The organism is Novosphingobium sp., assembly GCF_036803765.1.
Lineage (GTDB): Bacteria > Pseudomonadota > Alphaproteobacteria > Sphingomonadales > Sphingomonadaceae > Novosphingobium.
The window spans coordinates 1-21376 of sequence record NZ_DAIRTS010000018.1; the positions used below are offsets into that span (position 1 = coordinate 1).

Annotated in this window: 20 protein-coding genes; 10 read left to right on the forward strand and 10 right to left on the reverse strand. The window is 68.3% G+C overall.

The features are described from left to right. The first annotated feature begins 212 nt into the window (after nt 1-212). The 6 genes from V7Q48_RS12485 to V7Q48_RS12510 all read left to right on the forward strand — a co-directional run bounded on the left by V7Q48_RS12485 (nt 213) and on the right by V7Q48_RS12510 (nt 6083). Nucleotides 213-1547: a S41 family peptidase gene (locus V7Q48_RS12485; RefSeq protein WP_333838522.1), complete on the forward strand. Its 1335-nt coding sequence runs from the start codon at nt 213-215 to the stop codon at nt 1545-1547. Nucleotides 1548-1556: 9 nt separating this feature from the next. Next, entirely contained in the window at nt 1557-2048 is a 492-nt protein-coding gene (locus V7Q48_RS12490; RefSeq protein WP_333838524.1) for a disulfide bond formation protein B, read from the forward strand. A 4-nt stretch (nt 2049-2052) separates the two neighbouring features. Further along, complete coding sequence (locus V7Q48_RS12495; RefSeq protein WP_333838526.1) at nt 2053-2583, forward strand: demethoxyubiquinone hydroxylase family protein; 531 nt, start codon at nt 2053-2055, stop codon at nt 2581-2583. 135 nt (nt 2584-2718) lie between these two features. Then, on the forward strand, nt 2719-3333 hold the full coding sequence (locus V7Q48_RS12500; RefSeq protein WP_333838527.1) for a hypothetical protein: 615 nt from the start codon (nt 2719-2721) through the stop codon (nt 3331-3333). A 126-nt stretch (nt 3334-3459) separates the two neighbouring features. Continuing rightward, nucleotides 3460-5193: a methyl-accepting chemotaxis protein gene (locus tag V7Q48_RS12505; RefSeq protein ID WP_333838528.1), complete on the forward strand. Its 1734-nt coding sequence runs from the start codon at nt 3460-3462 to the stop codon at nt 5191-5193. Between the two features lie 26 nt (nt 5194-5219). Then, on the forward strand, nt 5220-6083 hold the full coding sequence (locus V7Q48_RS12510; protein WP_333838530.1) for a CheR family methyltransferase: 864 nt from the start codon (nt 5220-5222) through the stop codon (nt 6081-6083). A 10-nt stretch (nt 6084-6093) separates the two neighbouring features. Here the strand turns inward: V7Q48_RS12510 and V7Q48_RS12515 are convergent, their stop codons facing one another. Further along, on the reverse strand, nt 6094-7164 hold the full coding sequence (locus tag V7Q48_RS12515) for a serine hydrolase domain-containing protein (RefSeq protein WP_333838532.1): 1071 nt from the start codon (nt 7162-7164) through the stop codon (nt 6094-6096). 181 nt (nt 7165-7345) lie between these two features. Here V7Q48_RS12515 and V7Q48_RS12520 point away from each other — a divergent pair, with 181 nt between their 5' ends. After that, the gene (locus V7Q48_RS12520; RefSeq protein ID WP_333838533.1) at nt 7346-7687 is read left to right on the forward strand and encodes a hypothetical protein; all 342 of its coding nucleotides are present in this window, start codon (nt 7346-7348) and stop codon (nt 7685-7687) included. A gap of 117 nt (nt 7688-7804) precedes the next feature. On the opposite strand, the gene rplL is transcribed toward V7Q48_RS12520, so the two are convergent. The 4 genes from rplL to V7Q48_RS12540 form a co-directional block, all read right to left on the reverse strand. Further along, complete coding sequence (rplL, locus tag V7Q48_RS12525; protein WP_333838534.1) at nt 7805-8179, reverse strand: 50S ribosomal protein L7/L12; 375 nt, start codon at nt 8177-8179, stop codon at nt 7805-7807. Nucleotides 8180-8257: 78 nt separating this feature from the next. Beyond that, nucleotides 8258-8773: a 50S ribosomal protein L10 gene (gene rplJ / locus V7Q48_RS12530; protein ID WP_333838535.1), complete on the reverse strand. Its 516-nt coding sequence runs from the start codon at nt 8771-8773 to the stop codon at nt 8258-8260. Nucleotides 8774-9124: 351 nt separating this feature from the next. Further along, nucleotides 9125-9361 carry a DUF2312 domain-containing protein gene (locus V7Q48_RS12535; protein ID WP_333838536.1) on the reverse strand — a complete coding sequence of 79 codons (237 nt, stop codon included), beginning with the start codon at nt 9359-9361 and terminating at the stop codon, nt 9125-9127. Between the two features lie 142 nt (nt 9362-9503). Further along, complete coding sequence (locus V7Q48_RS12540; RefSeq protein ID WP_442947137.1) at nt 9504-9851, reverse strand: DUF1244 domain-containing protein; 348 nt, start codon at nt 9849-9851, stop codon at nt 9504-9506. Nucleotides 9852-9941: 90 nt separating this feature from the next. Here V7Q48_RS12540 and pyk point away from each other — a divergent pair, with 90 nt between their 5' ends. Then, nucleotides 9942-11399 (forward strand): pyruvate kinase, encoded by a 1458-nt coding sequence (gene pyk / locus V7Q48_RS12545; RefSeq protein WP_333838537.1) that lies wholly within the window; start codon nt 9942-9944, stop codon nt 11397-11399. Between the two features lie 108 nt (nt 11400-11507). On the opposite strand, the gene V7Q48_RS12550 is transcribed toward pyk, so the two are convergent. The 3 genes from V7Q48_RS12550 to V7Q48_RS12560 all read right to left on the reverse strand — a co-directional run bounded on the left by V7Q48_RS12550 (nt 11508) and on the right by V7Q48_RS12560 (nt 14791). After that, on the reverse strand, nt 11508-12503 hold the full coding sequence (locus tag V7Q48_RS12550; protein WP_333838538.1) for an IS30 family transposase: 996 nt from the start codon (nt 12501-12503) through the stop codon (nt 11508-11510). Nucleotides 12504-12594: 91 nt separating this feature from the next. Then, nucleotides 12595-13914: a GGDEF domain-containing protein gene (locus V7Q48_RS12555; RefSeq protein WP_333838539.1), complete on the reverse strand. Its 1320-nt coding sequence runs from the start codon at nt 13912-13914 to the stop codon at nt 12595-12597. Between the two features lie 160 nt (nt 13915-14074). Continuing rightward, complete coding sequence (locus tag V7Q48_RS12560; protein WP_333838540.1) at nt 14075-14791, reverse strand: YggS family pyridoxal phosphate-dependent enzyme; 717 nt, start codon at nt 14789-14791, stop codon at nt 14075-14077. On the opposite strand from V7Q48_RS12560, the gene V7Q48_RS12565 reads away from it, so the two are divergent. After that, nucleotides 14790-15377 (forward strand): thiamine phosphate synthase, encoded by a 588-nt coding sequence (locus V7Q48_RS12565; RefSeq protein WP_333838541.1) that lies wholly within the window; start codon nt 14790-14792, stop codon nt 15375-15377. The two genes, V7Q48_RS12560 and V7Q48_RS12565, sit on opposite strands and share 2 nt — an antisense overlap. A 106-nt stretch (nt 15378-15483) precedes the next feature. After that, the gene (locus tag V7Q48_RS12570; protein ID WP_333838542.1) at nt 15484-17937 is read left to right on the forward strand and encodes an FtsK/SpoIIIE family DNA translocase; all 2454 of its coding nucleotides are present in this window, start codon (nt 15484-15486) and stop codon (nt 17935-17937) included. A gap of 31 nt (nt 17938-17968) precedes the next feature. Here the strand turns inward: V7Q48_RS12570 and V7Q48_RS12575 are convergent, their stop codons facing one another. Further along, nucleotides 17969-18430 carry a GNAT family N-acetyltransferase gene (locus V7Q48_RS12575; protein WP_333838543.1) on the reverse strand — a complete coding sequence of 154 codons (462 nt, stop codon included), beginning with the start codon at nt 18428-18430 and terminating at the stop codon, nt 17969-17971. Nucleotides 18431-18637: 207 nt separating this feature from the next. Beyond that, nucleotides 18638-21310 carry a M1 family metallopeptidase gene (locus tag V7Q48_RS12580; RefSeq protein WP_333838544.1) on the reverse strand — a complete coding sequence of 891 codons (2673 nt, stop codon included), beginning with the start codon at nt 21308-21310 and terminating at the stop codon, nt 18638-18640. Nucleotides 21311-21376 lie beyond the last annotated feature (66 nt).

Sequence of the window (21376 nt, forward strand, 5' to 3'; positions counted from 1 at the left end):
GCTGCGGGAGGGGTGGCGCGGGAGAGGGGCGGCTGTTTCCGGCCGCGCCGTGCGTTCCAGTTTGGCCGCGCCGACAAAGCGCGCGCTGCTGCCGTTCACACCTGCCCGTAAATCCATGAGCGACCATCTGGCGTTCAGGCTTTGTGCCCTATAGAAGCGGGTCGAGGTGGTACGCAGTGCTACCCTGTTTTCAAGAAGGTGCCTTACCGATCATGGCCAGACCGCTCGCCTCCCTGTTGCGCGCCACCGCGCTGGTCTCTGCGGTGGCGGTGCTGCCGCTGGCGACGGCCGGGCTGGCGGCGGTGGACGCGCGCACCGGGCCGCAGTTCGCCAAGCTCGCGCTGATCTACGAGAAGATCAAGGCGAACTACGTCGAGCCGGTCAATGACGACACGCTGATGAAGGGCGCGATCGACGGCATGCTCGCGACGCTCGACCCGCACAGCTCCTATCTGGAAGCGCGCGACTTCGAGAACCTGCGCACCCAGACCGAAGGCTCGTATGGCGGTCTTGGCCTGTCCGTCACGCTCGACGACGGCGCGGTCAAGGTCATCGCGCCGATGAAGGGCAGCCCCGGCGACCTCGGCGGGATCAAGGCGGGCGACTATATCACCCATCTCGACGGCAAGCTGATCTACGGCGGCTCGCTCGACGAGGCGGTCGACCAGATGCGCGGCGCGCCCGGTACCGCGATCAAGCTGACCGTCTATCGCCCCGGCCGCGACGAGCCGCTCGACTTCAGCCTGACCCGCCGCGTGATCGAGCTGAAGCCGGTCGAATGGAAGATCAAGGACAACGTCGGCGTCATCTCGGTCTCCTCGTTCAGCATGAACGTTGGCGCGCAAGTGGCCCAGGCCTTCGCCGCGATCCGCGCGCAGGCGGGCAATCGCCTCGCCGGCGTGGTGCTCGATCTGCGAGGCAACCCCGGCGGCCTGCTCGAGGAAGCGGTATCGCTGTCGGACGATTTCCTCGACAAGGGCACGATCGTGTCGCAGCGCGGCCGCGATCCGCAGGACAACGAGATCTATTCGGCACACATGGGCGATGTCGCGCGCGGGCTGCCGATGATCGTGCTGATCGACGAAGGCTCGGCCTCGGCCTCCGAGATCGTTGCCGGTGCGCTGCAGGACCAGCACCGTGCGCTGATCATGGGCCAGCGCAGCTTCGGCAAGGGCAGCGTCCAGACGCTGATCCCGCTGGGCAAGGATGCCGCGCTCAAGCTGACCACGGCGCGGTACTTTACGCCCTCGGGCCGCTCGGTGCAGGAGGGCGGGATCGACCCCGACATCGCGGTGCCGCAGATCTCCGATCCCGACCTGCGCAAGCGCGCGCTGCGCTCCTACCGCGAGAGCGACCTGCGCCGCCATCTCATCAACGAGATCAAGCAGGACAAGGACCTCGAGAAGGACAAGATCGACGATCCGCGCTTCAAGATGACGCCCGAGGAGCTCAAGGCCAAGGGCATCGACGATTTCCAGCTCTATTACGCGGTGCAGACGCTGGGCCGTACCTCGCCGGGCGCGCTTGCCGCGCTGCGCAAGCGCTGAGGTGGCGGCATGACCACGCGCCCCAACGGATCGCTCGAACTGGCCCGCATGCTCGCGCTCGGCGTGCCGCTGGTGGCTATGGCTACGGCGCTTGTCGCGCAATACGGGTTCGGCCTGCCGCCGTGCGAAATGTGCTGGTGGCAGCGCTACGGCCATATCGCCGCGATCGCCTTCGGCCTGCTCGGCTTCATCCTGCGTGGCTCGCCGGTGGGGCGCGTGATGATCGCACTCGCCGCGCTGGGCATCTTCGCCAGCGGCGTGATCGGGGCCTATCACGCCGGCGTCGAATACCACTGGTGGGAAGGCGTGACGACCTGCTCGTCGACCAGGATCGAGGGCGATCCGCTCGCGGCCATCATGGCAGCGCCGCTGGTGCGCTGTGACGTGCCTGCCTGGACGATGATGGGGCTGAGCATGGCGGGACTCAATTTCCTGTTCTCCGTCCCTGCCGCGCTCGCCATCGTCGGCCTGCTGTCCAAAGCCCGTGCCAAGGGAGCCTGATGCCATGACCACCCGTCTCGATCCGCGCTCCGCCGCCGCCCGCATGATCCGCGTCGACCAGGCGGGGGAATTCGGCGCCACCCGCATCTACGAGGGCCAGTTGGCGGTGATGGGCGATCGTGGCCCGGATTCGGCCGAGATCGTCGAGATGGCGCGCCAGGAAGCCGACCACCGCGCCCGCTTCGATGCGCTGATGGCGCGGCGCGGCGTGCGCCCGACGGCGCTGCATCCGGTCTGGTCGATGGCGGGTTTCGCGCTCGGTGCGGCGACGGCGCTGGTCGGTCCCAAGGCAGCCATGGCCTGCACTGCCGCGATCGAGACCGAGATCGACCGCCACTACACCGAGCAGCTCGAGGTGCTGGGCGACAGCGACCCCGAACTCGCCGAGACGATTCGCGAATTCCGCGACGACGAGCGCGCGCACCGCGATGCGGCGCTGGCCGCCGGTGCCGAGCAGGCCCCGGCCTATCCGCTGCTGTTCAATGCCATTCGCCTGGGCTGCCGCGCCGCGATCAAGCTGTCCGAGCGGATCTGATCGGCCGAGTCCCATTGGGCGGATCCGGCACCAACCCTGGTGCGTTGCCGCTTCATCTATCATTCACGGCTGCGCCCGCTTATAGCCGGGCAAGAGCCGCGGATGTTCAGGCTCTTGCGCTGGAGACCCCCGACGATGCGTTCCGCCACCCTGCCGTTCCGCCTTGTGGCTCTGGCGCCCGCCGTGCTCGGACTGTCCATGCTCGCCGCAACGCCTTCGCAAGCCGCCCGCAGCCGCCAGCCGGTGACGCAGCCTGCCGACGATCAGGGCGCGGTGCGTAGCGACGAGAAGGTCAACCAGCTCATCGTCTATGGCGACGACCCGTGCCCCGCCTCGTCCGAAGGCCAGATCACCGTCTGTGCGCGCAAGGGCGAGGAGGAACGCTACCGCATCCCGCAGTCGCTGCGCGAGGATCCCAACGATGCGCGCAACCAGACCTGGACGGACCGGGTCAAGGCCTATGAAACCGTGGGCGCCAGCGGCATCAATTCGTGCTCGCCGGTCGGTTCGGGTGGGGCGAGCGGCTGCACCACGCGCCTGATCAACCAGGCCTATGCCGAGAAGAAGCAGGGCAGCGACGTGCAGTTCGGCAAGTTGATCGAGGCCGAGCGCGAGAAGCGTCTGACCACGATCGACAAGGACGCTGCCGAGGAGCAGGCCCGGGTCGAGCAGCTGGAAAAGCAGTACGAGGCGCGCCTCGCCCGCGAACGCGATGCGGGGACACAGCCCGCAACCCCGCCGGCGAACTGATCGCCCGGCATCGCGCCGATACGCGTAAACGCGGTATCGGCGGATAGCCCGGCTTTAGCCTGCGCTGCGTTACGCCCTGTCCATTCATGTCGCGCCCCTGGCGGCGCGGCGAAGAAGGACCGGGTGATGAAACTGACGCTGAAGACGAAGTTGGCAGCGGCCTTTGGCGCCGTCCTGCTCCTGACCGGCATGCTGGGGGCTGCGGGCCTCAACAGCCTCGGCACGATCTACGACCAGACCGACGAGATCGCCAACAACTGGCTGCCGAGCGTCGATGCGACCAATCGCCTCGACAATCTCGCGTCGGACCTGCGTGCGCAGGAGCTGTTCCACATTGCCAGCAACGATCCCGCCGCGATGGCCAATGCCGAGGGGCAGATGGCCGAGACGCTGAAGAAGATCGGTGACGTGCGGGGGCGGTATGTGAAGCTCATTTCCTCGCCCGACGAGAAGGCGATCTACGACCGGTTCTCCGAAAAGTTCGATCGCTACCTGCAGGCGCATGCGGGCTTCATCCGCATGTCGCGCGAGCTTAAGGACAAGGAGGCCTTCGACGCGCTGATCGCGAGCAATGAAATCTATACCGGCTTGTCGGAAGACCTCGTCAAGCTGGTCGAGCTCAACGCGACCGGCTCAGCGAACGCCCGCGCCGAGGCCCAATCCGTCTACACGAATGCCCGCACCCTTTCGATCGTGCTGATCGTCGCCGCGCTGCTGATCGGCACCGGGGCGGCCGTGCTGGTCGTGCGCTCGGTCCTGCGCCAGATCGGTGGCGAGCCCGATTATGCCCGCGACGTGATTGCGCAGATCGCCACCGGTGACCTCACCGTGCGCATCGCCACTGCCAAGGGCGACGACCACAGCCTGCTGGCGGCGGCCCGCGAAATGGTGGCCCAGTTGTCGTCGGTCATGGGCGGGGTATCCGGTGCCGCGGGCAACGTCGCCTCGGGCGCGCAGCAGATGGCCGCCGGGGCCGAAACGCTGTCGCAGGGCGCGACCGAGCAGGCCGCCTCGACCGAGGAAGCCTCGAGCGCGATCGAGGAGATGGCGGGCAACATCAAGCAGACCGCCGACAATTCCGCGCAGACCGAAAAGATCGCGCGCCAGTCGGCCAAGGATGCCGAGGCCAGCGGCGCGGCGGTGGCCAAGGCGGTCGATGCCATGCAGACGATCGCGGGCAAAATCTCGATCGTGCAGGAGATTGCCCGGCAGACCGACCTGCTGGCGCTCAACGCCGCGGTCGAGGCTGCGCGTGCGGGCGAGCATGGACGCGGCTTCGCCGTGGTGGCGTCGGAAGTGCGCAAGCTGGCCGAGCGCAGCCAGGTGGCGGCAAGCGAGATCAGCACGCTGTCGACCGATACGGTCAAGGCGGCGATCGAGGCGGGCGAGATGCTCACCCGGCTGGTGCCCGACATCCGCCGTACTTCCGAACTCGTCGCCGAGATCAGCGCCGCCTGCCGTGAACAGGATGTCGGCACGAGCCAGATCAATGGCGCGATCCAGCAACTGGACAAGGTGACGCAGCTCAATGCCGGCTCGTCGGAGGAGATGTCGGCGACCGCCGAGGAGCTGGCCTCGCAAGCGGAGGAATTGCAGGCCAGCGTCGCGTTCTTCCGCGTCGACGGGGGGCATGCCCGGCATCGCGCGCCGCCGGCGCGACGGGCAGCGGCCGTGGCCGTGCCGGCGCGCTCCTCGCGCGGTTCTGGCCGACCCGGCTCGGTTGCCGATCAGCAAAGCCGCGTGAGGGGTTTCGCGCTGGATTTCGGCAAGGGTGATGCCGGCCAAGGCGATTTGAGCCGGGGTGACTTTGCCAAGGGCGGGTTCGACGCCGACGACGATGACTTCGTCGCGGTGGCGTGATCGCGTACGAGCCCGGTCAGCCACCCATGCCACACCGCCAGGCAGCGCAGGATTGCGCCGCAGGGGACGACACGATCAGTCCCCTGCGTTTCCGCCGGATCGCCAGCTTCATCGAGGCGCAGACCGGGATCAGGATGCCCGAATCCAAGGTGCACCTGATCCAGGGGCGGCTGCTGCGCCGCGTGCGCGAGGAGGGCTTCACGACCATCGATGCCTATTGCGACCATATCCTCTCGGGCGAGGCGGACGCGCAGGCGCTGGTCGAATTCATCAATGCCGTGACGACCAACAAGACCGACTTCTTTCGCGAGCCCGGCCATTTCGAATATCTGCGGTCCACCGTGCTGCCCGCCCTGCGCAGTGAGGGGCGCCGGCACATCCGCTGCTGGAGTGCCGCGGCCTCGACCGGCATGGAGGCCTATACCCTGGCGATCGTGCTGGCCGACTTCATCGATGGGCGTGGCGACCAGGATTTCTCGATCCTGGCGACCGACATCGACACCCGGGTCCTCGAGGAAGCACGGCGCGGGATCTACCCGGTCGAGGCGATCGCGCCGGTGCCGCCGCAACAGCGCACGCGCTACTTTGCCATGGCGCGCGATCCGCGCCGTCGCGAGGCGCGCGTCGTCCCCGCATTGCGCCAGAAGCTCGCCTTCGCGCGGGTCAACCTCATGGACGCGCGCTATCCGGTCGAGGAGGCGATGGACCTGATCTTCTGCCGCAACGTCCTCATCTATTTCGACAAGGCGGCACAGGCTGCGGTCGTTGCCCGGCTCGCGACGCACTTGCGGCCCGGCGGCCACCTCGTGCTGGGGCATTCGGAAACGATCCACGGCATGGACCTGCCACTACAGAGCGTCTCGAATACCGTGTTCCGCAAGACGGGGTGAAAGCCCCGGCCTAGCGGAACAGCGCGGCGAGGTCTGCCAGCTCGTCGGTCAGCCGGCTCTGCCCGGCGGCGCTGGCGCGGCCGAGGCGCACAATCACCAGGCGGCGCGACGGGCTGGCCAGCACGGCCTCGCCATCGTTGCCGAGCGCCGCGATCAGGTCGCGCGGCCCGCGATCGGGGAAAAGCCGCGCCGCCTCGTCACCGCGCCCGCCAGACTCGCCACGGTTGAGCCAGAGGCCGGCGCCATATTGTGGCGAGCGCGGGGTGGGGCTGGCCATGAACTCGATCCACTGGCGCGGCACGAGCTGCGCGCCCTGGACAGCGCCGCGGTTGCGCAGGAAGGCGCCGAAGCGCGCGAAATCGCGGGCGGTGCCGTCGATCATCGCGCCGCCGTCCATTGTGCCGTGGGCATCGAAGGCCAGCACCACGCCGCGCATCTGCACCGGCTCGAACAGACGCGTGCGCAGGTATTCCGCCACCGCCCGCCGCCGCGCCTCGGCATCGCCGCCCGGCGCCAGGACGCGCGCGGCAAGGTCTGCCAGGATCACGCCATCGGCCGCATTGTCGTGGAAGCGGGCACCGGGCTCGCTGCCCAGCGGCTGGTCCTCGGCGGCGCGGGCCATGTCGTCACGCCCGGGGCCGAACAGCATCGCCGCATCGTCGGAGGCGGATTGGCGCAGGCCCGCGCGCATCTGCAGCAGGTGTCGCAGCGTGATCTCGCCCCGAGGATCACCCGGGCGCTGCCAGGCCGGGACCGGCGCGGTCTCGTTGAGGCGCAGGCGCCCGTCCGAGACCAGCATGCCGATCATCACCGCGGTCACGCTGCGCACGATGGCTCCGCCGGCGAAGCGCGTGTTCTCGTGATAGCCGGGGGCATAGCGTTCCGCGACGATGCGCGAACCACGCATGACGATGACCGCGCGGGTCTCGTCGCTGGAATCGGTGCCGGGATCCTTTGTGAACAGCGCGTCGACCGCCCGGGCCAGGCGCTCGCGATCGACGCCGGGATCCTCGATCACCGCGCCCAGCGCGGCCTCGGACAGCGGCGCCGGCCCGGCGGGCGGGCTGGAGCAGGCGAACAAGGCTGGTGCCAGCGCAAGCGGCGCGATAAGGCCGGCGAACCGGCGAAGACACAGGAAAGGGAATCGCGGAGGCCGGCGCATGGTTGCCCGCGTCTTTCCACCAGATCGAATGCACATGGCAACCACGAACCCCCGTTCCCCCACAGAAGATCCCCTCCGTTACGGATCACTGCCGCCACCCATGCCGCGGCGGCCGCGACGTGTGCGCTGGCTGGTGCTGATCGTGGTGGTGTTCGCCCTGCTGGGCGCCGGTGGTTATGTGCTGTTGTGGCGCCCGAGCCACGACACCGCGCGGATCGAGGCGGCACGGGCCGCGCGCATCGCCTGTTCGTGCCGCTATGTCGGCGGCCGCGCGCTGGGCGATTGCGACAAGGACGTGCCCGAGGGGCGCTTCTCGGTCACGCTCAGCGAGGATGCGCCCGCGCACAGCGTTTCGGCGCATGTCGCCATGGGCGTGGCGCAGACGGCCACGTATCGCGAAGGCTGGGGTTGCCAGCTTCCCGCATGGCGCGCGCCCGACTGACCTGATCCCTGCCGGGAGACGGCGGGGTGGTGTCATCGGCCACCCGCCACTCATGAAAAAAGGCGACGCCTTGCAGCGCCGCCCCTTTCCTTATCGTCGGGAAGAACCCGAAGAAGATTACTTGATTTCGACGGTGCCGCCGGCTTCTTCGATCTTCTTCTTGATGTCTTCGGCTTCAGCCTTCGACACGCCTTCCTTGACGGCCTTCGGCGCGCCTTCGACCAGGGCCTTGGCTTCGGTCAGACCGAGCGAGGTGATCGCGCGGACTTCCTTGATGACCTGGATCTTCTTGCCGCCGTCGCCGGTCAGGATGACGTCGAATTCGGTCTTCTCTTCGGCAGCCGGAGCGGCTTCACCGGCGGGAGCAGCGGCCACGGCCACGGCAGCAGCGGCGCTCACGCCCCATGCTTCTTCCAGGGCCTTGGCGAGGTCAGCGGCTTCGAGAACGGTGAGCTGCGACAGGTCTTCAACGAGCTTGGCGATGTCAGCCATGATGTTTCACTCCGTTAATGTGTGGCGCCCGATGCCCGCGACATGCGGTACGACCGGGCAAAAGTCGATTGAACCGGCTCAGGCCGCGTCCTTCTCGGCATAGGCGTTGAAGACGCGGGCCAGCTTCGCCGCCGGAGCGGTGGTGAGCTGGGCGATCTTCGTGGCCGGTGCCATGACGAGACCGATAAGCTTGGCGCGCAGTTCGTCCAGCGAGGGCATCGTGGCGAGAGCCTTGACACCATCGGGGTTGAGAACCTGCGAACCCATCCCGCCACCGACGATTTCGATCTTGTCGGTGGTCTTGGCGAACTCGACGATCACCTTGGCGGCGGCGACGGGATCAGCCGAGGCAGCGATGGCGGTCGGCCCGGTGAAGAAATCACCAATGCCTTCGTAGTCGGTGCCCTGGATGGCAAGCTTGGCAAGACGGTTCTTCGCAACCTTGTAGGTCGCACCCGCCTCGCGGATCTTCGTGCGCAGGGCGGTGGACTGGGCCACCGTCATGCCGAGGTTGCGAGTGACGATGACCGCACCCGAACCGCTCACGAGGTCGTTGAGGAAAGCGACCGAATCGGCTTTTTGCGAACGATCCATGCCTTACTCCTTCACAATGGCTGCAGCTGGGGCGAACCCTGGCGTGCAGCCGGCTACGTTTGTCCATGGCCGGTCAGGGCCACAGGCGAGTCCGTTGCGACAAGGGAAGGAGGTGCGCCGAAGCGCGAGGGGCGCCACGAATTTCCGAAGTGACGGAAAGCCGCGCGGCCGTGAAATCTCGTTTCCCCGCCTAGGTCGGAAAAGTTTAAGCGCCCAAGGGGCGCTCCGACGGTCTCGGACGGATGAGCGACAGCCGGGGCTGCCGTTCGGGTGGCGCACTTAACAGATGCGCACCATGAGTCAAGCGGGACCGGGCTGCCGCGACCGGCAGCCCGCCGGATCCACCCTGTATCAGTCGATGCCCAAGGCGTTCTTGTACACGTCGAGGATGGCTTCCATCTCGCGGCGGTCGTCGGGCTTCATCTTCCGCAGGCGGACGATCTGGCGCATGATCTTGGCGTCGTAGCCCGCGGCCTTGGCCTCGCTGTAAACGTCCTTGATGTCATCGCCGATGCCCTTCTTTTCTTCCTCGAGACGCTCGATGCGTTCGATCAACAGGCGCAGGCGGTCGTCGGCGGCGTCGGCCATGGGTCACTCCCGAAAAAAACTGGTGAAACGGGGTCCGCGTGAACGGATCAGGGGCGCGCTGATAGCGGCCCCGTCGGATTCGGGCAAAGCGGGGGCTGTGGATAGATGCGGGATAACCTTGGCGCGGCGCGGCCGCTTGCGGTCAGTGATCGTTCCTGGCCACGCTCTGCGCCATGCGTTCCAGTTGCTCGGGCGTCGCCTCGGTCTGGTAGCGGCTTTTCCACTCGGCTGCGGGCAGCCCGTGGATCGCCTCGCGCGCGGCGGCCTTGTCGAGCGGCGCGCCGGCATCGACGATCCAGTCCGCCAGGCAATTGCGGCAGAATCCGGCAAGACCCATCAGGTCGATGTTCTGCGCATCGTGGCGGTGTCGCAGATGACGCACGAGCCGGCGGAATGCGGCTGCGGCGACCGCATCGTCGATGGTATCGAGGGCGTCGGGGGTATCGCTCCGGTCGGCACCGGCTGCGGGGTAATTCGTATCCATTGTCATCATGCCTTGGGTTTTGGCGGTCCATGGGCCATAGCGCAACACAGCCGAAAGTCTGCCGGTTTCGTGACGTTTAAAAGGAGTTTTCGCACCGTGGCCCAGCCTGACAAGCGCGATCGCAAGGTCAAGATCCTCGCCACGGTGGGGCCTGCCAGCCGCTCCCCGGAAATGCTCGAGAAGCTGTTCCGCGCCGGCGCCGACGCCTTCCGCGTCAACATGAGCCATGGCGAGCATGCGATCCATGCCGAAACCATCGCCAACATCCGCGCGCTCGAGGAAAAGATGCAGCGCCCGATCACGGTGCTGTGCGACCTCCAGGGGCCCAAGCTGCGCGTCGGCACGTTCAAGGAAGGCCGCGCGGTCATCCGCCATTCGGGGCACTTTACCCTCGACCGCAATCCCGAGCCGGGTGACGAGACGCGTGTGTGCCTGCCGCATCCCGAACTGTTCGGCATCCTGCAAAAGGGCCAGCGCCTGCTGATCGACGACGGCAAGCTGCGCCTGCGCGTGATCCGTGCCGAGGCCGATTCCATCCTCTGCTCGGCCGAAGTCGGCGGGGTGATCTCGGATCGCAAGGGCGTCAACGTCCCCGATGCGGTGGTGCCGGTGCCGGCGCTGACCGACAAGGATCGTCGCGACCTCGCCTTTGCGGTGGAGCACGGCGCCGACTGGATCGCGCTGTCGTTCGTGCAGCGCCCCGAGGACGTCGCCGAGGCGCGCCGCCTGATGGGCGGATATGGCGCGCTGATGGCCAAGATCGAGAAGCCGGCGGCGATCTCGCGCCTCGAAGAGATCGTCGAGCTGTCGGACGGCATCATGGTCGCGCGCGGCGATCTCGGCGTCGAGCTCAACCCCGAGGAAGTGCCGCCGCTGCAGAAGCGCATCGTCGAGTCGGCACGCCGCCAGGGCAAGCCGGTGGTCGTCGCCACGCAGATGCTCGAATCGATGATCGAGGCGCCGACGCCGACGCGCGCCGAAGTGTCCGACGTCGCCAACGCGGTCTACGACGGGGCCGACGCGGTCATGCTCTCGGCCGAAACCGCGGCCGGCGCCTGGCCCGAGGAAGCCGTGTCGATCATGAACCGCATCGCGGTGCAGGTGGAAAGCGACCCCGGCTATGCCGCGCGCGTCCACTTCATCGAGACGCTGCCCGATCCCACCACGTCGGACGCGCTGGCCCAGGCCTGCGCCTCGATCGCCGAGACGCTGCCGATCTCGGGCATCATCGTGTTCACCGGCTCGGGCTCGACCGCGCGCCGCGTGGCGCGCGAACGCGCGGGCGTGCCGATGCTGGTGCTGACGCCCAGCCTCAAGACCGCGCGCAAGGTCGGCCTGCTGTGGGGCGCCCATGCGGTGAACACCAAGGACATCGGCAGCTTCGAGGAAATGATCGCCAAGGGCAAGCGCATGGCGCTACGCCACGACTTCGGCACTGCCGGATCGAAGCTGGTGGCCCTGGCCGGCGTTCCCTTCGGCACGCCGGGCGCGACCAACCTGCTGCATGTCGTCACCCTGGTCGGCGACGAACTGAAGCGCCACGCCGGCGCCTGATGGTCCCCAGGTCCGCCGGTCGGACCAGCGGCGTACGATAAGCGAAAAAGTGGGACCCCGGATCAAGTCCGGGGTGACGAAGGAAAAACTAGGGTCGTACACTTCCCGTCACCCCGGACTTGATCCGGGTGTGGATTCACATCCGAAGTGCAACAGGTTGAATGTTTCGGCTGGGGTTTTGAAGCCGAGGCATTTTCTGGGTGTGTTGTTGTAGTTGGCGAGGATGGCATCGAGTTGCTGTGGGAGCAACTCGGTGGGATTTGTTTTGGTGGGGAGGGCGCGGCGAAGGCGGCCGATGGCGTTTTCGACACCGCCTTTCTGCCACGGGGCTCGCGGATCGCAGAAGTAGGTATGGATGCCGAGTTGGCTGGCCAGTAGGTGGTGGCGGTAGAATTCGCCGCCATTGTCGAAGGTGATGGACTGGCGCAGTTCGGGCGCGAGCGGTTCGAGCAGGCGGGTGAGGCATTCGGCGACAGTTTGCGCCTTGAGGCGTGGCTGGGGGATAGCCAGGGTAATCCGTGAGTGGCGCTCGTGAGCGATAAGGAACGCGGGGCCTGGCGTACGGAAGAGCATGCAGTCGGCCTCCCAGTGGCCAGGGATCTGGCGAGATGCAATGTCGGGCGGTCGCTCATGGATCGAGCATTTTCCGTGGGTTCGCGGCCATCCGCCCTTAGTGCGCCAGCCTCGCTTGATCTTGGCGCGAGGCAGGTAGAGCCGCCATTTGGTATCGTTGGTGCGTTTGAGCTGGGCGTAGACGAAGCGGTAGATGGTCTCGTGGCTGATGACCTTGCGCCCTTCTTCGCGCTCGAAGCGTCCGGCGATCTGCTCGGGTGACCAACCAGCGGAGAGGCGAGCGAGCACGGCATCGCGCAAGTCTTCGTCGCGTTCGAGCCGACTTCCAGTCCAGCGCCGGGCCGAGGTTTGCGCTTGGGCATAGGCGGGCTGGTAGCCGATCCGGTTGCCGGTGTTGCGCTTCAGTTCGCGGGCGATGGTCGACGGCTGGCGATCCAGAGTTGCAGCGATTTGCCGGATCGATTGCCCGGCTTCGCGAAGCCGGGCAATCGAGCATCGCTCCTCAAGCGAAAGCTGGGTGTATCTCGACATGGCAGCACCTGTCTGAGGTGTTGCACTTCGTTTGTGAACTCAGGGGGGTCCCGCTGGACCCGTTCCAGCATGATGCGGCCTGGACCCCCAGTCAGCCGACGGCGCCGATCCGGGCCACTCCGACGCGCGGCATGATGCGCTCGGCCACGATGACGCGGTTCTTGCCCGAGGCCTTGGCCATGTAGAGCACGGCATCGGCGTCAGGGATCAGTTCCTCGCCGCGTGCCGATGTCTCGGGCAGGGCCGAGACGCCGATCGAGGCGCTGATCGCGCAGCCGTGCGCCTCGCTCAGCCCGTGGATGCGCAGACGGATCTGCTCGGCCTTGCTGGCGGCATCGTCGAGCGGGCAATCGGGCAGGATCGCGACGATCTCCTCCCCGCCATAGCGGCAGACGACGTCGGCGGGCCGCAGCGCGCCGATGATCTGGGCGGACACGTCGCGCAGCACCGCGTCGCCCTTGGCATGGCCGTAATCGTCGTTGAGCGCCTTGAAGTTGTCGAGGTCGATCATGATGACCGCGGTGGAACCGCCGCCGCGGCTGGCGAGCGCGAGGAAGCGCTCGAGCGTATCCTCCATGTACCGCCGGTTGTAGAGGCCGGTGAGCGGATCGCGCAGCGACTGGACCCGCAGCTTGTCGCGCAGCGCGATGTTGGACAGCGCCAGTGACATCGAATCGGCAAGTGCCTGGCCCAGCTTGCTGGTGATCGTGGTGCCGTCCTCCACCTCGCCGCGGTGCAGGGCCCCCTCGTTGGTGATGATCAGCAGCCCCTGGACGTGGCCACCCGCCATCAGCGGGATTTCCAGCGCGCTGTTGTAGCCGTTGTGATGCGCGCAGCACAGGCCGCCTTCGTCGGGCGCGTTGAGGTGAGTCTTGCCCCGGCGGATCGCCCAGCAGTCGCCCGGCGCCAGCCCGCCGTGCTCGATATGCTCGCCCGGCATGTCCCAGCTGCGCGCAAGATCGAGGCGGTCGCGCGCGCTGTTGAGCACATAGAGCGCGGCGCCGTGGCCGGGCAGCAGGCGGCGGGCCGTCACCATCAGCACGGCGGCGGCCTCGTCGTTGGTCTCGGCGGCCTGGAGCATGTCGGTCATCGTGAACAGTTCGGCGGTGCGGCGCCGGGCTTCTTCCGAATCGGCGCGCATGTGCTGTTCGTGATCGTGCTTGGCAATGAGGATGGCGCGAAACACCACGAGGCAGGCGACGACCGCGACCTGCAGCGCGAGCGAGACCAGGAGCAGAAGCTCGCTATTGTCGGAGGCGTGCGCCTCGATGCGGCCGTGCAACGCGATCACGAGGATCGAGGCACCCTGCATCGCCACTGCGCCCAGGTACATCGTGCCGAAGCGACGGCGCGCCTGCGTGCGAGACGCCGATACGCGCATTCGCCGGAACAGCTTCAGCCTCTTGATCACGCCCGACCCGCTCCTTCGCGTGGCCAGACCGTCTGGCCCAGGCCGCGCGCGATGCAGGGCAGCCTTTGCGATGATGGGCGCGGGTTTAGCAGCTGCATCATCGATGCGGCTGAACGCGGACCTGCGGATTAGCCCCTATGGGTGCGCGTTGCGCGGGTGGTCAGGCGCGATGGCCGAACAGCGCCGATCCCACTCGCACATGCGTGGCGCCGAGCTGGATCGCGGTCTCGAAATCGTCGCTCATGCCCATCGACAGACCGGCAAGACCATGGTCGCGCGCCAGCTGGTCGAGCAGCGCGAAGAACGGCGCGGCCTCGATCCCGGCGGGGGGCACGCACATCAGCCCGATCACCGGCAGGTCCGCACTACGCGCCTCGCCGAGCAGGGCGGGAAGGTCGGCGATAGCGCAGCCGCCCTTCTGGTCCTCGGCACCGATGTTGACCTGGACGAACAGCGGCACGCGGCGCCCGGCCTTGTCCATCGCGCGGGCCAGCGCGGTCAGCAGCGAGGGCCGGTCGAGCGAGTGGATGCAGTCGAACAGGCGCACCGCGTCCTCGGCCTTGCTCGACTGGAGCTGGCCGACGAGATGCAGGTCGAGCCCTGCATGTTCCTCGCGCAGCGGCGCCCACTTGGCTTCGGCCTCCTGCACGCGGTTCTCGCCGAACGCGCGCTGGCCGGCGGCGATCAGCGGGCGGATGGCCTCGGCCGGGTGCGTCTTGGAGACCGCGACCAGCGTGACGTCCTCGGGGCGTCGCTGCGCGATGCGCGCGGCCTGCGCGATGCGATCGCGGATCGCGGCCAGCGGTTCGGCCGACGCGGAAAACGAGTCGAGCGGGCGGGCTGCGACAGGGTCGGGGGTTTGCTCTGGTCCGGTCATGGCGCGCTGCTATAGCGTGGCGATGGCAAAGCGCTACCCTGGCCGGCGGGGCATTCGCGGGGCTGATCTGCCCCGGCTGGTCCTTTTGAGCGACGCGCGCAACGATGCGGCGCTTGATCGTGCGCTGGCGCGCTTGCCGGCGGGCAGCGCGCTGGTGTTCCGGCACTATCATCTCGATGCCCCCGCGCGCCGTGCCCGCTGGGCGGCCTTGCGCCGGCTGGCACGCGCGCATGGTGTGCGCCTGGTCCTGGCGGGCAAGCCATGCGGGCCGGGCGCGCAAGGCTGCTATGCCGCGCCAGCGCGGCTGGGCCGGGCGCAGGGCGCGGGGCGGGGCGGCCTCAGACTGGCGACCGCGCATTCGCTGCGCGAGATCGCCGATGCGGTGCGCGCGCGCGCCGATGCCGTGCTGCTGTCGCCCGTCCATGCCACGCGCAGCCATCCGGACGGCAGGACATTGGGCCCGGTGCGCTTCCTGCTGCTCGCGCAGGTGTGCCCGCTGCCGGTGCTGGCGCTGGGCGGGATGACGCGGGCACGGGCGCGGCGGTTGCCGGTCCACGGCTGGGCGGCGATCGACGGGCTGTCGTGAGTATCTTCTGCCCGTAAAATCCATTCGCTTTCCGCCACTTGTCGCTGGATTCTTGACCGCCCCCGCGCCAGCGGCGATGATGGGACAGAAGGGAAACACCAAGACCATGGCATCGCGGGCACTCACCCCCAATCGCACCAGTGCGGGCGTCGCCCCGGCACGCGCCCGGCCGAACTGGCGCGCCGTGTTCAAGCGCAGCGTGCGCCGCAGCGTCGAGCTGATCGGTGGCGGCGTGCTGTTCGGCGCCATGGTGTTCCTGGCGCTCGCGCTGGCGAGCTATACCCAGACCGATCCCTCGGGCAGCACGGCCTCGGGCAGCCCGGTGGACAACTGGATGGGCCTGCCCGGTGCCTGGGCGGCCGATCGCGTGCTGGTCACTTTCGGCCTGCCCGGCGCGTTGCTGGTGCCGCTGCTGTTCGTCTTTGCGCGGCGGACCTGGGACGCGGCCGACCAGGTGGATGCCGATGCCGACGACGCCGCCCCGACCGATCCTGTCTGGTGGCGCCTCGCGCTCGGGCTGATCGTGGCGATGATCCTGCTCGGGACCGCGCTGGCCCTGGCCTTCAATGGGCGCGGCGGGAGCCTGCCCGCGGGCTTCGGCGGGCTGACCGGCCTGCTGGGCGCGAGTGCGATTCGCGGCCTCGCTCATTTCGTGCCGCCGGCCGAGGGCTGGATCATCCTGGTCCTTGCCGCGGTGGCGCTCGGGGCGGGGCTGTTCGTCGCCGCCCGCGTCTTCGCGCTCGACTGGCGCCGCCTGCTCAGCGTGCCCGGTGTCCTGCGCCGCCGCGCTGCGGATGACGACGATGAAGCCGATCGTCCCGCCCGCCAGCGCCGCGCGCCCAAGGCCAAGGCCGCCGCCGCCGCCGATCTCCTGTCCGACGACGAGGACGAGGACATCGACGGGGCGGACGACGTGCCGTTCGATACCCGTGGCCCGGCGATTCCCGCCGATGCCGCAGCGCCCCGCCGCCCGACCGAGATCAGCGATCCGCAGCGCAGCCCGGCGCCCGTCGCCGCCAAGGCCGCCGCCCGCCAGACCGACCTGTTCGACAAGTTCGCGCTGCCCGCGATCGAGCTGCTCGAGGAAGTGCAGGCCAGCGCCCAGCCCAAGATCGACAAGCTCGCGCTCGAGCGCAACGCGCGCCTGCTCGAGAACGTGCTCGACGACTTCAACGTGAAGGGCGAGATCACCGCGGTCCGCACCGGCCCGGTGGTGACGATGTACGAGCTGGAGCCGGCCCCCGGCATCAAGGCCAGCCGCGTCATCGGCCTCGCCGACGACATCGCGCGCAACATGAGCGCGGTATCGGCGCGCGTCTCCGCCATTCCCGGACGCACGGTCATGGGCATCGAGCTGCCCAACCAGGTGCGCGACATGGTCTCGTTCCGCGAGCTGGTCGGCTGCGACAAGTTCGTCAACGCCAAGGGCCTGCTGCCGATCATCCTGGGCAAGGACATCGCGGGCGAGCCGATCGTGGCGGACCTCGCCACCATGCCGCACTTGCTGGTCGCGGGTACCACCGGCTCGGGCAAGTCGGTCGGGCTCAACGCGATCCTCCTGTCGCTGCTCTATCGCCTGACGCCCGCGCAGTGCCGCCTGATCCTCGTCGATCCCAAGGTGCTCGAGCTCAAGTCCTACGACGACATTCCGCACCTGCTCTCGCCGGTGGTGACCGAACCCGCCAAGGCGGTGCGTGCGCTGAAATGGGCGGTCGAGGAAATGGAGCGGCGCTATCGCCAGATGTCCTCGATCGGCGTGCGCAACCTCTCGGGCTTCAACGACAAGGTGCGCGCGGCCCAGGCCAAGGGCAAGCCACTGGGGCGGCGCATCCAGGTCGGGTTCGATCCCGAAACCGGCGAGGAGCTGTTCGAGGAGCAGCAGCTCGAATACCAGGTGCTGCCGCAGATCGTGGTCATCGTCGACGAACTCGCCGACCTCATGGTAACGGTCGGCAAGGAAGTCGAAGTGCTGATCCAGCGCCTTTCGCAAAAGAGCCGCGCGGCGGGCATCCACCTCATCATGGCAACGCAGCGCCCCTCGGTCGACGTCATCACCGGCGTCATCAAGGCCAACCTGCCGACCCGCATCTCGTTCGCCGTCACCAGCCGCATCGACAGCCGCACGATCCTGGGCGAACAGGGCGCCGAGCAGCTGCTGGGCAAGGGCGACATGCTCTACAAGCCGAGCACCGACCCGATCCGCCGCGTTCACGGCCCCTTCGTCAGCGACGAGGAAGTCGAGCGCGTGGCCGACCACTGGCGCGGGCAGGGCAAGCCCGACTACGTCGATTCGGTGACCGAAGAGCCCGAGGAAGGCTCCTACGGCTTCGACGAGCTGGACGGCGCGGACAATCCCGAGGATCGCAAGTACCGCCAGGTCTGCCAGCTGGTGTTCGAGAGCCAGAAGGCTTCAGCCAGCTGGATCCAGCGCCAGATGGGCGTGGGCTACAACACCGCGTCCAAGTGGATCGAGCGCATGGAGCAGGATGGCCTGGTCGGCCCCGCCAACCACGTCGGCCGGCGCGAGATCTATCGCGACAAGGACGGCAATCCGCTGTGAGGTGAGCGGGGGCGCAAGCGACCGGGTTCGTTCACGCCCCCAGCTGCAGATGCAGGAACTGGTTGAAGGCGCTGGCCTCGTACCCGCCGAAAGCCGGGCCGCTGGTGAACCCGCGGCGGCGATACAGCGCAAGCGCCGGCTCGAACGAAGGGCCCGAACCTGTCTCCAGGCTGAGCCTGCGCAGGCCACGCGTGCGCGCCTCTGCGATGATGTGATCGAGCAGCGCCGCCGCGATACCCTGGCGCAAGGCCTCGGGATGCGTGCGCATCGACTTGATTTCGCCGCCCTGCGCGTCGAGCTGCTTGAGCGCGCCGATGCCGAGCGCGCGGTCGTCGCGCCAGAGCGTCCATACCGTGATGTCGGGGGTCTTCAGGCCCGGCAGGTCGAGCGCGAAGACATGGCCGGGTGGCGAGTTGGCGTGCATGCCGGCGAGGTGGAGGCGCAGCAGCGCGATCGTCTGCGGATGGCTGAGATCGTCTTCGCGAATGTCCATGAACCCTCCTTGCCTCAGTGGAGACGTCCGGCGTCGTCCAGGGAAGGGTTATGGGACGGGCTTGCGTCCTTCGACAAGCTCAGGACGAACGGATGTTTGTGCATACCCAGGCCTCGCCACAGATCCCGTTCGCCCTGAGCCTGTCGAAGGGCCGTGCGGCAAGGAAACAGGGGCGCGGGAATGCTCTCCCGCGCCCCCGCTTCGGGGTCACTTCACCTTGGCAAGCTCGGCCGAGAGCGCCCCGGCGCGCTGGTCCTTGAGGACGGCGCAGCTCTTCACGCGTTCGATCGTGCGCTCCAGCTCCAGCGCGCCCGACTTGTTGGCGAAGCGCGGGCGCAGCGCGGCGAACTGGTCGGCCTTGTCGGCGGCGCAGAACGTGCTGAGCACCTGCGGCAGCGCGCGGGTCATGAAGATCCCGGCGCTGCTGTCGAGCAGCGTGTCGAGGTGGGCATTGGCCCAGGCATAGCCGTAGTCGCGCGTCTTGGACGAGGCGATGACGCGGGCGGTGCCGCTCAGCTTCTCGCTCTGGCGCAGACGCTTGTCGGTGAACTCCTCGAGCAGCCACTTGGCGACCGCGGGGTCGTTGCTGCGGCCGACGGCGCCGAGCGCGGCGGGGCGCAGCAGCGGGTCTTCGGTCGAGAGGCCCAGTTCCATCAGGCGCTTGGCCCCGGCAAGGCCGTTCGGCTTGAGCCAGGCGCGGAAAGCGCTGCCGTAGAACGCCGGGTCCAGCGCCTTGGCGTCGCCCGCCATCATCGCGTCGACCGCCTTGGTCAGCGTCGCATCGAGGGCCGCGTCCTCGGCCACGTCGGCCATTTCGGCAACCAGCGAGACGCGGCGCGCCTGCTTGTCCGGGTCGTCGGTGGCATAGGCACCGGCGCGCGGATCGAAGCCTAGCTTGGCCAGCTGCGGCGCGCGGACCTCACGCACCAGGCGGCGCAGGCCCTCATGCGCGGCCGGCGTCAGGAAGCCGCGATCGTCGAGACTGACGAGCAGCGCGGTCGCCTGGTCGCTGGCATAGCTGTCGGGGTTGGCGGCAAAGCTGCGCGCGGCGGCGACGAGCTGGGCCGGGCTGGCGCGTCCGGCCTGGAAGCTGGCACCGAGGCTGTCGATCGTGGCGAGCGCCTCGCCGCTGGGCAGGCTGGCGCCTTGTGCGATCAGGCCGTTCCACTGCGCGGCGGGCAGTTCGAAGCGGTAGTAGCCGGTGCCCCCGGCGTTGGGCACGAGCGCGCCCTTGCCGGTAATCGCGACGGTCGCGGTCTTGTCGACCACCAGCGTGCACTGGCGCGCATCGCCCTGGCGCAGGCACAGCGGTACGCCCCAGGTCTGTGCGGGGGCGACGGTGCCGAGGCGCACGTAGCGGCTCTGTGTCACGGCCCACTTGCCCTGGCCGGCGGGGGCGAAGGTCACCAGCGGCACGCCCTGCTGGTCGGTGAAGCTCTGCATCGCGGGCAGGATGCGCGGATCGCCCGCGGCATCGGCCATGGCGCCGAAGAAGTCGGCGGTGCTGGCATTGCCGTAGCGGTGCTTGGCCATGTAGCCGCGCACGCCGTCACGGAACTTGGTGTCGCCCATGAACGCGGCGATCATCGCCACGACGTGCCCGCCCTTGCCGTAGGTGATCGTATCGAAGGCGGCGTCGATCTGGCTGTTGGTGGTGATCGGCTGGTGGATCGGGCGGCCGGCGAGCAGCGCGTCGGTGCCCATCGCCGAGAAGCCTTCGGCCAGCGCACCGGCGCCGATGTTGAGATCGGGGCGCCATTCGTTGCCGATGCGATAGCCCATCCAGTTGGCGAAACTTTCGTTCAGCCAGATGTCGTCCCACCACGCCGGGCTGACCATGTCGCCGAACCACTGGTGCGCGAGTTCATGCGCGACGACCATGCCGAAGCCACGCTTCTGCGCGGTCGAGGCCTTGTCGTCGAGGACGAGCAGCGAATCCTCGTAGAGGTCGGCGCCGGCATTTTCCATCGCGCCGGGCATGATCGGGGCGGTGATCTGGTCGAGCTTGGGGAAGGGGAAGGCCTGCCCGAAGTAGTTCTCGAGGTGGCTGACGATGCCCTTGGTGTTCTCGAGCGCGAAGTCGAGGCTCTTGGCGTTGGGCTGGGTCGAGATCACGCGCAGCGGCAGCGGGGTGGCGCGCTGCGGCGTTGCGGGGATCGCCCCCTCGACGCCGGCGAACGGCCCGGCCATCACCGCGACGAGATAGCTCGGCAGCGGCAGGGTCTGGGCAAAGCGGTGGACGGTCTGGTTGCCCTTGGTGTCGGTCGCCGTCTCGGGGGCATTGCTCACCGCGCGCTGGCCGGCGGGGGTGGTGATGCTGACGGTGTAGGGCGTCTTGAAGCCCGGCTGGTCGAACGAGGGGAAGGCCGAGCGCGCATCGATCGATTCGAACTGGCTCCAGCTGTACCACTGGTCGCCGACGTGGACGCGGAAGAGGCCGGTCGGGCCGTCGTTGAACGCGCCGTCGTAGTCGAAGGCCAGCGTCGCCGGCCCGGCGGGCAGGGGTTGCGCGAAGGTGAGCAGCGCGACGCCGGTGGGATCTACCTGCTGGAACGTGCCGGTCACGGTCTTGCCGCCGACGGTCGCGACCACGCGCTTAACCGCCAGGTCATGGCCGTGCATCCACACGTAACGGCCCGGCTGGTTCACCGTGACGTCGATCTCGGTATGCCCCGAAAAGTGCGGCTGCGCGGGATCGAGGTTGAAGTCGAGGCGATAGGCCTTGGGCACGACCTGGTCGCCGAGCTTGCCGGCGGGCATGGTGCCGGCTGCGGCGGGAAGGGCGGGAGCTTGATCGGCGGGTTTCTGATCGGCGGCAAGGGCCGGGCTGGCGGCAAGAGTGCCGGCCAGCATCGTGGCGGCAAGAAGCAGGGCGCGCATGGCATCCTTTCAGGACATTGCAGGAATGGCGGCAACTTGCGCCGCGTCCGTTACACACGCAACTGC